The sequence below is a fragment of the Bacillus sp. P14.5 genome, assembly GCF_003316765.1.
Taxonomy (GTDB): domain Bacteria; phylum Bacillota; class Bacilli; order Bacillales; family Bacillaceae_B; genus Rossellomorea.
This window is the reverse complement of sequence record NZ_NIJF01000052.1, coordinates 22,783-36,876: the sequence shown is the minus strand read 5'-3', so window position 1 is coordinate 36,876 and position 14,094 is coordinate 22,783. Positions and strand designations below refer to the sequence as shown.

General features: G+C 44.4%; 11 protein-coding genes and 1 other annotated feature. Of the genes, 4 read left to right on the top strand and 7 right to left on the bottom strand.

The window, feature by feature from the left end; genetic code table 11:
- Positions 1-45 precede the first annotated feature (45 nt).
- From B9Z54_RS06640 to B9Z54_RS06610, 6 genes are all read right to left on the bottom strand, one after another.
- Positions 46-1,122 carry a D-alanine--D-alanine ligase gene (locus tag B9Z54_RS06640; RefSeq protein ID WP_113927676.1) on the bottom strand — a complete coding sequence of 359 codons (1,077 nt, stop codon included), beginning with the start codon at positions 1,120-1,122 and terminating at the stop codon, positions 46-48.
- Between the two features lie 393 nt (positions 1,123-1,515).
- Positions 1,516-1,932, bottom strand: coding sequence for a universal stress protein (locus tag B9Z54_RS06635; RefSeq protein ID WP_113927675.1), 417 nt, complete (start codon positions 1,930-1,932; stop codon positions 1,516-1,518).
- A gap of 890 nt (positions 1,933-2,822) precedes the next feature.
- On the bottom strand, positions 2,823-4,295 hold the full coding sequence (locus B9Z54_RS06625) for a SulP family inorganic anion transporter (RefSeq protein ID WP_481747782.1): 1,473 nt from the start codon (positions 4,293-4,295) through the stop codon (positions 2,823-2,825).
- A gap of 529 nt (positions 4,296-4,824) precedes the next feature.
- A complete protein-coding gene (locus B9Z54_RS26635; RefSeq protein WP_397541241.1) occupies positions 4,825-4,980 on the bottom strand; it encodes a YjcZ family sporulation protein in 156 nt (51 codons plus the stop codon).
- 148 nt (positions 4,981-5,128) lie between these two features.
- Positions 5,129-5,968 (bottom strand): protein-glutamine gamma-glutamyltransferase, encoded by an 840-nt coding sequence (locus B9Z54_RS06615; protein ID WP_187444452.1) that lies wholly within the window; start codon positions 5,966-5,968, stop codon positions 5,129-5,131.
- A 271-nt stretch (positions 5,969-6,239) separates the two neighbouring features.
- Positions 6,240-6,620, bottom strand: a complete 381-nt coding sequence (locus B9Z54_RS06610; RefSeq protein WP_113927672.1) for a VOC family protein — start codon at positions 6,618-6,620, stop codon at positions 6,240-6,242.
- A gap of 297 nt (positions 6,621-6,917) precedes the next feature.
- Here B9Z54_RS06610 and B9Z54_RS06605 point away from each other — a divergent pair, with 297 nt between their 5' ends.
- Positions 6,918-7,487 (top strand): GNAT family N-acetyltransferase, encoded by a 570-nt coding sequence (locus B9Z54_RS06605; protein WP_113927671.1) that lies wholly within the window; start codon positions 6,918-6,920, stop codon positions 7,485-7,487.
- Positions 7,488-7,867: 380 nt separating this feature from the next.
- On the opposite strand, the gene B9Z54_RS06600 is transcribed toward B9Z54_RS06605, so the two are convergent.
- Positions 7,868-8,686 carry a hypothetical protein gene (locus tag B9Z54_RS06600; protein WP_113927698.1) on the bottom strand — a complete coding sequence of 273 codons (819 nt, stop codon included), beginning with the start codon at positions 8,684-8,686 and terminating at the stop codon, positions 7,868-7,870.
- Between the two features lie 114 nt (positions 8,687-8,800).
- On the opposite strand from B9Z54_RS06600, the gene mgtE reads away from it, so the two are divergent.
- From mgtE to argS, 3 genes are all read left to right on the top strand, one after another.
- A complete protein-coding gene (gene mgtE / locus B9Z54_RS06595) occupies positions 8,801-10,159 on the top strand; it encodes a magnesium transporter (RefSeq protein ID WP_113927670.1) in 1,359 nt (452 codons plus the stop codon).
- 646 nt (positions 10,160-10,805) lie between these two features.
- Positions 10,806-11,984: an FtsW/RodA/SpoVE family cell cycle protein gene (locus tag B9Z54_RS06585; RefSeq protein ID WP_187444453.1), complete on the top strand. Its 1,179-nt coding sequence runs from the start codon at positions 10,806-10,808 to the stop codon at positions 11,982-11,984.
- Between the two features lie 58 nt (positions 11,985-12,042).
- Positions 12,043-12,249: a binding site (T-box leader), on the top strand.
- Between the two features lie 74 nt (positions 12,250-12,323).
- The gene (argS, locus tag B9Z54_RS06580) at positions 12,324-14,012 is read left to right on the top strand and encodes an arginine--tRNA ligase (protein WP_113927667.1); all 1,689 of its coding nucleotides are present in this window, start codon (positions 12,324-12,326) and stop codon (positions 14,010-14,012) included.
- The last annotated feature ends 82 nt before the right edge of the window (positions 14,013-14,094 follow it).

Below are 14,094 nucleotides of genomic sequence, written 5' to 3'. Positions count from 1 at the left end.
TATAAAAGAAGAGAGCTGACCAGTCGTTCGTCAGCCCTTCTTGTCTTACATCGTATGTTTAATGTTCTGCTTCTCAGCGTGACGTTCTTTAGCAAGCTGGACAAGGCGCTCGATCAATTCAGGGTACTCGACTCCGCTGTGCTTCCAAAGAAGCGGGAACATGCTGAATGGAGTAAACCCAGGCATGGTATTGACTTCGTTCATATAAATCCCGCCGTCTTCAGTTAAAAAGAAGTCCGCGCGCACCAAACCGGAACAATCCAATGCTTTAAAAGAATCAACCGCAATCCGCTTCATATCCTCGTATATATGCTCCGGGATTTCGGCCGGAATGATAAGAGCCGTGTCACCATCTTCATATTTTGCTTTGTAATCATAAAAGTCCTTTTTTGGAAGGATTTCACCAGGAACAGAACATTCCGGTTCATCATTCCCGAGGACACCCAGCTCTATTTCCCTGGCTTTAACACCCTGCTCGATGATAATTTTGCGATCGAATTGGAAGGCTTCTTTAAATGCAAGAATCAGCTCTTCCCGGGAAGAAGCCTTGCTGATGCCGACAGAAGATCCAAGGTTTGCCGGCTTTACGAAGCAAGGGTAGCCCAGTTCTTTTTCTACATCGAGATAAGCGGCTTCAGGGTCGCTTTCCCATGTTTTCTTTAAGTACCATACATAGTTCACTTGCGGAATTCCTGCCTGTGCATACAGGTTCTTCATGATGACTTTGTCCATCCCCGCAGCTGATGCCAAGACGCCGTTTCCGACGTAAGGAAGATTTAAAAGCTCCAGCATTCCCTGTACTGTACCGTCTTCCCCATTCGGGCCATGAAGGAGCGGGAGGATGACATCGAATGTGCCGCCTTCACTTTCTTCCGGGCTCAATGTCGTGCTCAACGCATTGGGAGCAATCGCTTCTCCTTCGGTGAATGCCAGTTCCTTTGCATTTTCAACAGGCCCTTGAAGCTGAGGCCCTTTTACCCACTGGCCCTCTTCAGAAATATAGATAGGGTGTATGTCATATTTATCATTATCAAGTGCGCCGATTACAGCTTTTGCTGTCTGCAATGAGACCTGGTGCTCAGCTGATTTGCCGCCGTATAGTAAACAGATTTTCGTTTTCATAGTATAGCCTCCAATGAAGAAGTAAGATGTTTCTATTTTATCACTTTCGCATAAAAGCGGAAGAAGGATTATTCAGGAAAAGCAAAATAAGTGTTTCATTGATTTCGCTTTGTGACTGAATGAGCCGCTTAGCATATGAAATGTATATAATTTATGTTATTAACCTATGTATTAAGATGAATGTCCCGCTACCTGCTTTTCAGGCGCATGTAAAATATACCCTCCGTACATCCCCCATCAAACATGCTTATTATGAGAGAATTGCGCTTGAGCTATTCCTGATCAAAGCGAAAGACATTTTAACACAGCAACGCACTGAAAGGGACGGTCCCTTGCAGTGCGTTACTGTGTTAAAGAGTTCGACAAATTCCAGCATATTCCGGGTGGTGACTGTCACTTTACCACCAGGACAGGCCTGTCAGCTTTTTGCACGACTTTATGGCTGACGCTTCCCAGCACAAGTTCCTGCACGGCATTTAATCCTCTGCTGCCAATCACAATCATATTCATGTTTTCTTTTTCGGCACAAGTGATGATTTCTTCGGCAGGATCTCCTCTTGTCAGATTGACAGAATAGGCGATTCCCGCTTGTTCCAGAACTCTCGAGACCGGCTTTAGCTTTTCTTCCCGCTCCTTATGCCTTGCTCCGGGATTCATACCGAGCCAGGCATCATGCTTGGATGCTTCATGATCGATAACATGCACGACCATCAATCTATAATCCGCATTGCCTTTCAGAAGGGCTGCCACATGCTCCGCCGCTTTGCTAGCATGGGGCGATCCGTCAGATGCCAGCAGTATCGATTTCATCCCTCAACACCTCTTTTTCTTTTATTTTATCAAATGAATACTTTTATAAAAATATCCTTTTTTCCCGACTTTTTGTCTTTTTTATCTAACTTTGCAATACTATACGTCTTTCTTCCTGGTTTTGTGTCGCATTAAAGATTTCAGTAATGAAACTAAAAGGGAGTATAGTTTCTGGTGTGAGGGAATCCCCGCTGCTACTCTTAATGAGATGGTCTTGCTGATTTCCGATTCAGGTGCGGGGCTCCGCGGGGCGGCCGGTGAGCCTCTCAGCGGGGCTGGACGCTTCAATAGGTAAACAACAACGCCCCTAAACAACGCCTGTAATAAAGGGAAAATTTCCCCTTATTTAAGAAAATCGCACCCAAAACAGCTTAAATAGAGGGAGAAATTCCCTCTATATGCTTAAAAACCGGCGAAAATGGTTTCTTTTACTCGGCTTAAGGGGAAAAATTACCCTTATTTAACTTGAATAGAGTTCTATTTTGCATCTTAACGGGAAAAATTCCCCTTATTTTTAAATGGCTCTTTTCTGAGAGGCTGTTGCTTTTTAATGCTATTTTATCCTCCTCCCCTTTTACGTAGAAGGATTGGAGCGGGAGGCGTGCGACCTCCTGCGGGAGTAGCGGTCGTCTAGTTGCAGCGCCTAGCCCCTCGGGGTCGCGCGCTTGGAGCGGAAATCCATTCCTTTTAAACAGCCACAATCTTTGCGAAAACAGCCTTTTAAATATACTTGGTTACTCATTAAGACTTTTACTAATTCATAAATATTTAACTTACGATAAGGAAATTTGCCAATAAAAAAACGCACTGCAAATTCAGAAGTGAATTCACAGCGCGCTTTGCACCTTAATGTTTCCCGGTTATCCGTAAAAGAACAGTCTTTTTATCTATTAATGCCCAGAAAGTTTTGCGCCTTCTTTATCGTGGACAGCCAGTTTGTCTATAAGATTCGAGCTTGCCTCGTTCATGCCTTTCAGCGTAACCGATGCGCCTGATGCTCTCAGCTTGAGCACAATCCGGTCAATCGCATTGACACCCGAATCATCCCAAATATGCGCTTTGCTAAGATCTATTTCTACCTTCTCTGCATTTTCATTATAATCAAATGATGCAATCAGGTCCGTGACAGACGCAAAGAAAATCTGTCCTGTTACCTGGTAAACTCTTTTCCCGGTTGTCTTCTCAATAAATGAGTGAACATGTACTTCCGAGATTTTCGCCGCGAAGAATATAGCGCTCAAAATAATACCCGCAAATACACCCTTAGACAAATCATGAGTAACGACTACAACTGAAACCGTCACGACCATGACCAACGAGTCAGTGATCGGTGCTTTTTTCAGAGACTTCAATGAACCCCAGTCAAAAGTACCGATTGAAACCATGATCATGACCCCGACTAATGCCGCCATCGGAATTTGCACCACAAGATCGCCGAGCACCAGGATAAGGAACATCAGGAACACCCCTGCCACTAAGGCAGATAAACGTCCGCGTCCGCCTGATTTAACATTGATGACCGACTGGCCTATCATGGCACAGCCTGCCATACCGCCGAAGAAGCCGGCGACGATGTTTGCGATCCCCTGTCCTTTACTTTCTTGATTCTTATCACTTGCTGTGTCTGTCATATCATCGACAATCGAAGCAGTTAACAAGGATTCAAGAAGCCCGACCATCGCCAAGGCAATTGAATAAGGGAAAATGATAGCCAGCGTTTCAAAGTTGAACGGAATTTCCGGCACTAGGAATAGTGGCAGAGACCTGGTCAACTCTCCCATATCGCCCACCGTTTTGACGCCTAATCCCCCAAAGATAACAATCATCGAGATAACGATGATGGCAATGAGCGGAGATGGAACAACCTTCGTAAATCTAGGAAGAACATAAATAATGGCAAGCGCACCAGCAATCAGAGCATACACCATCATGCCTTCACCTAAAAAGTGGGGAACCTGCGCCATGAAAATCAAAATGGCAAGGGCGTTTACGAATCCCACCATCACGGAACGAGGAATAAATTTCATGAATCTTCCCAGCTTGAATACACCGAAAAGAATCTGAAGGACCCCGGTTAAAATGGTCGCGGCAAAAAGGTATTGAAGCCCATGATCTGCGACTAACGTAACCATCAGCAACGCCATCGCACCGGTCGCGGCTGAAATCATTCCAGGGCGTCCACCGACAAAAGCAATCACAACAGCAATACAGAAGGAAGCATATAAACCTACCATCGGATCGACACCCGCAATGATGGAAAACGCAATCGCTTCCGGAATCAAAGCCAAAGCAACGACGATACCGGCAAGGACATCTCCCCTGATATTGCCAAACCATTCAGTTTTATAGTTTTTGAACAAAATCTGCACCTCTTTCCATGCTCTTTTCGTACCTGTTATTTGCAGGCATACAGCGGTCCATTTAATCCTTACCACCAGGAAAAATCCCCAGCCGCAGCAGCAAATGATACGAAACCAGCATTCTATTAAAATTTTTCTTTTCCCATAGAAAAGACACCGACCAAAACATGAGTAATCATACCTTTTATTGTGAAACTACACAAGAGGTTATGTAAGCGGTAATTAACAGGTTTTACTTCAGTTATCTTCATTTTCCATCACTATACGTCTTATATGAAAAAAATAAGTTCTGAGGACGTTGTATTATTCCGAACTGAGACAGAATTTTTTAATTATATCATTTTGAGGCAGGTCTGCTGCCATCTGGCCTACAATGCCACCTTCAAACAGCTGAACAGAAATTCTGCTCCTGAATTCACTTTCAGGGGATTTAAGGCTTTTTTTCAAAATAGAGCACTAATATTCAACAAGCGAGTCCGATACAAAAATCCCTGCACAAAGGAATTGTACAGGGATTTTTGTGTTTTTTATATTAGCACTTAGGGATGAAGGATGCGCCAACGATGATCAACAGGATGAACAACACCACAATCAATACAAAGTCTCCATATCCGCGGGCTGGAGCCACTGGAGCACAATAACCATAAGCTGGCGAAGTATACGCCGGAGAAACAGCAGTTGGAGCCATATTCACGTTAGCTCCCATTACAGGTGCTGCATTTGCATTTCCATACATTCTAATTCACTTCCTTATAGGGCATATTTATCACTAGTTATCATACTCCGCAGTACCGGATTATGAGCCCGTCAACCTTAAAAATGGGTGAACGCCTTGTTTATGTGAATAACCCTTTATTAAGGTAAGAAAGATGCCGTATGCAGGAAATAGAGCTCTTGTTGTGATGAACAACGATGTGCTGTTTGAATTTTCTGTTTCTCTGCGCAGCTCCGTACTGCATCAAGTTGGTAAAAGTCAGCCTGGTCACCAAGCTTGATAAATAGGCTGGCTGGCTGCTATCCGGATTCCTGACACTATTTAGAAATTCTATCATTTTATCAGCGGTGCTTATCCCGAAACCATGCCCGAAAAACTGCCCGTCTTCCAGAACAACCGCGTTCACGCCTCTGTACCAGGGATTTTCTGAACTATAGTCAGGATTATTAAAATAGACGACATCCCCCGGCAGGTAATGATCACCGTAGAAAGTGTTGATGGCTAGATCGGGGTCAGCATGCCAGCTGTATAAATAGATGTCTTGAAAAAGAGAATCGAAGGATGATTGGCTGATACTTTTCGATACAGCATGATAAAAGATGATCATGCAGGCCGTCGCACATTCAAAGGCATACAGAGCACTGTTACTGTAAATGTCCTGCACAGCTTCAGACGGCCTCACATCCGGCCGCAGCCTGAACCCCCCAGCTGGCGTCAATTCCCAATAGGCCGGGTTGCACGCAGCATACTGAAAGGTTGTGAACACCACTTTGGTCCCGCTCATTTCCTTAGCACTTTCGATCATATTCCTGCGGGTTTGCAATTCAAATAATAGGTCCTTCATTGTAGGATAAGAATACACGCTTTTGGTATCCAGCATTCTCTTTGCGATTTCTTCTTCGATGCTCTCCAGGTTCAATGATCCCACCTGCTGAACCGGCCTCCCTGCTACTTCTATCATGAGATATCCCATCCCAGCTTAATGATTTTGTTACTACCTATCGTATTCCTGCCGGGTGTTAAAATGTGATCTTATATGGAAACTGCCTGCTTTCCCTGCAGGTTTGATACGAAGACATCAGAAAAAGGACGAACCGGTTATAATTTCGTCCTTTTCATCTTATAAAATTTTTATCATAACTCTCACAAGAGCAAGCGTTTTGGATTACATGCAGTCTTTCACATGAGCAGGCGCCTTCCCAAGTCTTTCCCATATCATCGAAGTTTAGTTTTTATAGCGGTGTGCAAATCTCTATATAATGTCCGTCTGGGTCTTCAACGTAAGCAACCACTTGTCCCCAAGGTTTTTCTGTCGGTTCCAGCAGGACAGCCACTCCTTCACTCCTCAGCTTTTCAACAATTCCGCGGACATCCTCTGTGACCAGACCGATTTCAAAAGTTTGTTCTCTGCGTTTCTCGTCCGGAATCGGCAATCCTGTGATTTCTCTCCCGGATTCTCTAGTATTGAAAGAAAGAGTGGTTCCTCCCGTTTCAAGCTCTATATAAGTCCCTGCCTCCATTTTTACCTTCAAACCAAGTAAATCCCTGTAAAAGCGTATGGTATTCTCAAGACTTTCTACATACAAAATGATATAGCCTAATTTAAGGTTCATTATAATCCTCCTTTTGTTGAGTTCTCTTTCATTATTCGATCTTTACACCTTGATTCCTTTTAAGAGATTGTTGCTTTTTAATACTATTTTATCCTCCTCCCCTTTTTTACCTGGAAGGATTGGAGCAGAACGTCTAGTTCCAGCAGCCAGCGCCTGGAGTACTATTAAACAGACACAATATTTACAAAAACAACCTTTAAAAAATGCCCTTTTCTTTAGAGACAAAGCCATATATGGTTAAATATAAGTAGAAGTAATTTTCTGATTACAGTACAGGTAACTAGGAGAGATAGAATCATGATTATAGGACCTAAAGTGACATTGAGAATGACAGAGCCGGAAGATCTGCCGGAGTTATTTAAGCTGATTTACGGTGAAGATGGTACTCCTCCAGAATGGAAAGACTGGGATGCTCCTTATTTTCCCTTCAGCAGGCCAAACTATAAGTCTTACATAAAAGGCACGGCCAAAAAAATCAAAGACGGAAGAGACAACCAGAGAATGGTGATCCTGGTTGATGATATTATCATTGGCACCGTCAATTATTACTGGGAAAACCAAGATACCAAATGGCTGGAAGCCGGCATCGGGATATACCGCCCCGACTACTGGAATGGCGGATTCGGAACAGAAGCTTTGGCGATATGGGTGGAGCATCTTTTCCAGACCCTCGATATCCCCCGGGTCGGCATAACCACCTGGTCGGGCAACGAGCGGATGATGAAAGCAGCGGAGAAAGTCGGCATGATTCTCGAGGGAAGGTTGCGAAAATGCCGGTATTATAATGGAGAATACTACGATTCCATCCGGATGGGCATTCTCCGAGAAGAATGGGAAGAGAAGAAGCCTGGGTTTTTGAGGGGTTGACCCGGGTGGTTGAGCCTGGCTCAGTTTCTGTTTTTTGAGCCTGGCTCAGTTTCTGTTTTTGAGCCTGGCTCAGTTCACGCCTTTTGAGCCTGGCTCAGTTTACGCCTTTTGAGCCTGGCTCAGTTTACGCTTTTGAGCCTGGCTCAGTTCACGCCTTTTGAGCCTGGCTCAATTCCTGCTTTTTGAGCCTGGCTCAGTTCACGCCTTTTGAGCCTGGCTCAATTCCTGCTTTTTGAGCCTGGCTCAGTTCACGCCTTTTGAGCCTGGCTCAGTTTCTCAGGACCTCTCACTTTAACGCTTTAATGCCTGAAAAGGGACAGTCCCTTTTCGCGCACTAAAGCATTAAAAAACCAGATTAAGCCCGGGCTTAATCTGGTTTTTTAGTTGATATAGAGGCTCCACTCTTTGGCTTTTTTATCAAAAACGAAGTACGCGTAGGGCTGTTTGGCGGAACGCACCTGATAATCTTCGTACATGGAATCCATATGCAGATAGTCGCCCATTACCCAAACCGGGACCTTGAGGCTTCCTCTCCCTTTGACTGTTTTTTCAAGAGAAATGGCCACTCCCTCTTTAATCTTATCCTTGAGTGTGTAAATCACTTCTGTTGGAATCGGCGGAAGATTTGTGATCTTTTGGCTTGGAAGGAGGCGTTTAAGCGATTTGTCTCCCTTTTGATGCAGAAGCTTATTCGAAATGGAGTTCCCCAGCATGCAGTAAAAGTCATTGGTATAGCGGTAATAAATTTTATTGAACCATCCGTCGTCATGCGCCAGGTAGACGAAACGGTTATTCAATTTTGAATAGAAAGGAGAATTGAGGCTTTGTTTGGTATGGCCCAAATAAAGGATTTCAGCAAGCTCCTGTCCGTTCAGCTGGTCGAGACCGTCCACTTCTTCAAAGTCGATCCAGCAGAAATCTCCGTAACTGTATATATTATCACCCGCTAATTTACTGACCTCTTTCTTACTTGTATACTCCATCATTGTATTTATATTGAAAGAGCCATGATCAAATTGATGCTTAATCATCAGCAAATTATTGAGGGGATTCGGCAGGTTCTGTGAAAAATCACGAAACTCCAGACCGTAAGACATCACATAGTGGAGCGCTTCATTTTGATGTACGTAGATGACGTCTTTGAAATTGGCGTTTTGTTTCAGTTGTACCACTTCCCTTATTTTGGAATCCAAGTTCATAACGTTAATTTTATCAAATTTTGGCGAAAATAATATTTTATTATCATTACAATTTTCCAATCAAGTTTATGATTATAATAGAAAATGTAACCTTTACCGAAAAGAGGGCGGATTATGCTGAAAACATTGCCTCAAGACCAACTGACTCTGCTGACAATCAAAGCACTTAAAGATGGCAGGAAAAATGACCTCCAGCAGATCATCGAAGAGCTGCAGCCGTATGATATGGCTTCTATTTATACGAGTCTTCCCGAAAAGCACCAGACTCGATTTCTCCTACAATTAACCATACCCGTTCTGGCGGATATGATTCAGGAACTTACCCCCGATGAACAATTTGCCGCATTGCAAAAAGTTGGAAAAGAACGGTCCGGCAAGGTTCTAGACGATATGGACAATGATGATATCGCTTCATTGCTCGATAACCTGTCACCAGGGAGAGTTGAACAATTCCTGTCCGGCATGACAGCAGAAGAGTCTTCAATTGTCCAGGACATGATGAATTACCCGCCGGAAACAGCAGGCCGCTTGATGACAAACCGGTTTGTCTGGATACGGAACTATTATTCTGTCAGGGAAGCGGTGGAAAAACTAAAGTCTTTCGCCGACTTCGCGGAAACGATTAACTATCTTTATGTAGTGGATGAAGATCGAAAATTAGTCGGTGTCGTCTCCTACAGGGACCTGCTCCTGGCTGAAGCGGAACACATGATTAAAGACATCATGTATACACGTGTGATTTCAATCGGACTGGAAACTGACCAGGAGGAAGCGGCGAGACTCATTGAACGCTATGACTTTCTCGCCATACCGGTCATTGATGAAGGGGGAATACTAAAAGGAATCATTACATTTGATGATATTATCGACGTCGTCATACAGGAGGCCAATGAAGACATTGAAAAATTATCAGCTTCCGGTAAAGCCATTGATTTCGATACTAAATCTCATGTCGCTGCTTACCGGCGACTGCCATGGCTGATTCTTCTTCTATTTATCGGCTTGGTCTCCGGAAGCATCATCGCTTCTTTTGAAGAGACATTATCCCAAGCCGTGGCTCTGGCCTTCTTCATGCCGATGATTGCCGGAATGACCGGCAACACCGGAACACAATCTTTGGCTGTCGTCGTCCGGGGACTAGCTTCGCGTGATATTGACACAAAGACCGTAATGAAGCTGATCGGCCGTGAATTCTGGGTTGCCATTATTATCGGCATTACCTGTTCTCTTTTGATTGCGGCGATCGCTTATGTGTGGCAGGGAAGTATCATCCTTGGGTTTGTTGTGGGTACATCCCTTTTGCTGACGCTGATTATCGGGACAATGGCCGGTACTGTGATTCCCTTGATACTATATAAATTGAAAGTGGATCCAGCTGTAGCATCGGGACCACTGATCACGACCATCAATGATATCCTGTCTCTCTTGATTTACTTTGGCATTGCTTCATTTTTTATTAAGTCTTTGATGTAGCAATCCTGTTTGCACTGTATATACTGCTTTGACTTAGTATGCGGGCCGTTGAAAGGGCAGTTTCCCTTCGATATCGGTCCGTATTTCTACTTTGCGGGCCAGTGAGAGGGTGATTCCCCTCGGATAACGGACCGTATTTCTACTTTGCTGGCCAGTGAGAGGATATTTCCCCTTGGATAACGGACCGTATTTCCGCTTTAAGGGCCGTTGACAAGACAGATTCCCTTCGACAACGGTCCATATTTCTACTTTGCGGGCCGCAGATATGAACGTCCCCCTACAATACGTCCCTTTCCCCAGAAGCAGCCTAGCGGAAAAGGATATCCCCGGTGCATTTGTAAAAGCCCTCATTCTTAAAAGCTTTAAATTCCTATTTTCGGGTAATAGAAACGAAGACTGCGACAAAGCTCTGAAATTCCTGCTAACTGATCATTGTCCATATAAAATTTCTTTGTTAGAGTTAATTTGATACAGCGCCCTCCAGCTTAGTACAACCATATTATTTAAGCGGGCATGGAATTCAAGGCTTAGTCTTAAACCTCTCTATCAAACACCCAAAAATTTACTAACCGAAAACATTTTTAAATTTCGCGTACTTACATTAAACTGTATTATAGAATTCAATTAGAAATTTAGGTGAATGCAAATGGAAACCCGACAGCGTTTTTCAGATAAAATCGATTGGGGATTAATCTTTTTACTGTTTCTCTTCTTCATAGTCAGTGTTATTGCTATCAGCAGCGCCCAGACTACAGGGCAATATGAAGACATTAACTTTGTTTTCCTCCAGGCCCGCTGGTATGTAGTGGGATTCATTATTATAGGGCTCGCCTTGTTGTTTGATCCCGACCAGTACAAAAGACTTGCTTGGTATGCATACGGAATAGGCGTATTACTCTTGATGGCCCTTATTGTAGCTCCTGAAAGCATTGCCGAGACCCGGAATGGAGCGAAAAGCTGGTTTGTAATTCCCGGCTTGGGATCGATTCAGCCGTCGGAGTTCATGAAGACCTTTTTAATTCTTGCCCTCGCAAGGGTAATAAGCAGCCACCATGAAAACAATCCCGCCAAAACCATTAAAACGGATCTTATCCTGTTTGTGAAAATCGGGGCCGTCACAATGGTCCCTCTTGGACTGATCATGCAGCAGCCCGACCTGGGAACCTCTCTCGTGATCGTCGCTATTGTCAGCGGATTGATCCTTGTTTCAGGAATCACGTGGAAATTGATTGTCCCTATTTTCACCGGGGTTGCTGCCATAGGGGGGACTATCCTCGCGTTGGTTGTTTATGCTCCGCAGATACTGGAGAAATATCTTAAAGTCCAGCCTTATCAGTTCGGCCGGATCTATTCGTGGCTCGACCCTTACAACTATCAAAAGCAAGAAGGCTACCATCTCGTCAACTCCCTGAAAGCCATCGGATCCGGTCAGGTATTCGGAAAAGGCTATCAGGATAAGCAGGTATATATTCCAGAAAACCATACTGATTTCATCTTCAGTGTCATCGGCGAGGAGTTCGGATTCATCGGCGCGAGCATCGTCATCAGTTTGTTCTTCCTGTTAATCTATCATTTGACAAAGACCGCTCTTGATATTAAAGAACCTTTCAGCGCCTATGTGTGTGCAGGGGTCATCAGCATGATCACCTTCCACGTATTCCAGAATATCGGCATGACGATTCAACTTCTGCCGATTACAGGTATCCCGCTTCCTTTCGTCAGTTATGGAGGAAGTGCGTTAATGGGGAACATGCTGGCTCTCGGATTGGTATTCAGCATGAGGTTTTACCATAAAAACTATATGTTTTCTTCAGACGATTCATAATATTTCTCTCGGAAGGTTTCCTTTCGCAGGGGAAGTGTGTATAATACTTTCTAACAATATTAGTTCGATGACAAAGAGAGTAGTTTCGAGGCAGGAATTTCAGAGAGCCGGGGATGGTGGAAGCCCGGTGTTCCCCTTGGAATGAAACGCACTTTGGAGAAGCATATCTGAACCATTCAGTAGGGTATGCCGGGTACATCCCGTTATCTGATGAGCTGCCCTGTTTGGGGAAGAAGAGTGGTACCGCGGGAAACCCGTCTCTATTTTAGAGACGGGTTTTTTTGTTTCCTCAAAAACTCTCTTGTCATCCAACACTTACTATTTCTGGAGGTGGAAGCGATGAATTTATACGATTTTTATGCAAGTCTGCTGGAGAAGCACCTGGGTGAAGACATGAGCAAGGATGAAATTAATGCCGTCATTGAAACACCGAAGTTTTCCCATCAGGGAGATCTTTCGTTTCCTTGTTTTCAATTGGCGAAAAAGAAAAAGCAGTCTCCTGCAGCGATCGCAGGAGATTTAGCACAGTCCCTCAGCAGCTCTTTCCTGGCAAAAGCGGAAGCAGCCGGGCCTTATGTGAACATCTTTTTCAACGGAAAGGCGACAGGAGCCGAAATCATGAAGGGAATCCTGTCTCAGGGAGACGAATTTGGCAGACACTACTTCGGGAAAGACAAGGTCATTACCATCGACATGTCGTCACCCAATATCGCAAAGCCATTCTCGATGGGTCACTTGCGTTCAACCGTCATAGGCAATTCGATTGCGCTGATTGCTGAAAAATGCGGTTTTGAAACGGTGAAAATCAATTATATCGGTGATTGGGGCACCCAATTCGGGAAGTTGATCACCGCCTACAAGAAATGGGGAGATGAGAACAAGGTTAAAGAAAACCCGATCCCCGAGCTTTTCAGTCTCTATAAAAAGTTCCATGAAGAAGCAGAATCAGACCCTGGCCTCAATGACCAAGGAAGAAAAGCGTTCAAACAATTGGAAGACGGCGATCCCGAGACGGTTGAACTTTGGACTTGGTTCAAGAATGAATCCCTGGACGCCTTCCAGGAAATTTACAACCTGCTTGGTGTTTCCTTTGACTCCTACCACGGCGAATCTTTTTACAATGATAAAATGGAAGCTGCAGTGGAATTGATTAAAGAGAAAGGGCTGCTCGAGACATCAGAAGGGGCTGAGGTTGTCCGGCTTGACGATGAAGGCCTGCCTCCTTCCCTCATAAAGAAATCGGATGGAGCGACCCTCTATGCGACCCGGGATATCGCCGCTGCCCTTTACAGAAAAAAGACTTACGATTTCTCCCACGCCCTTTATGTGGTCGGCCAGGAGCAGACGATCCACTTTCGCCAATTGTTTGCTGTGCTGGAAAAACTAGAAATGCCATGGGCTGATAAGATGGTGCATGTGCCGTTCGGGCTGTTCCTTCAAGGCGGGAAAAAAATGTCTACAAGAAAAGGAAGAGTCACGCTCCTTGAGGATGTTCTGAAGGAAGCCATCAATATGGCAGCCTCCAATATTAAAGAGAAAAACCCTGGTCTCGAGAATGCAGAAGAAACCGCACGTTCGGTTGGTACCGGTGCTGTCATTTTTCATGACCTTAAAAATGACCGGATGAACGATGTGGAGTTTTCCTTGGAGGATATGCTGACATTCGAGGGTGAAACAGGTCCATATGTCCAATACACGCATGCGCGTGCTCAGTCACTGTTAAGGAAAGCCGGGACACAAGAACAAAAGGAATTCGCCGGCTTGGAGGACCCGGAGAGCTGGGAACTCATCAAGACTCTGAACAAGTATCCTGAGGTGATTGAAGAAGCTTATAAATACTACTCGCCATCCGTAGTTGCTAAGTATATTTTATCCGTCAGTAAAGCCTTCAATAAGTACTATGGAAAAACAAGAATTCTGGAGGAAAATGAAGAATTACCTTCACGGCTGATGCTGGTGAATTCTGTTGCCGATATCCTATGTGACGGGCTCAGCCTTCTGGGCATTAAAGCTCCAACGAAAATGTAAGTTGTCGATATTTCCCGAGAAATTTTTTAGCTGATTGACAATCTGCAGGCTTTAAGTAATTTAAAAGCAGGAATCCACAAAT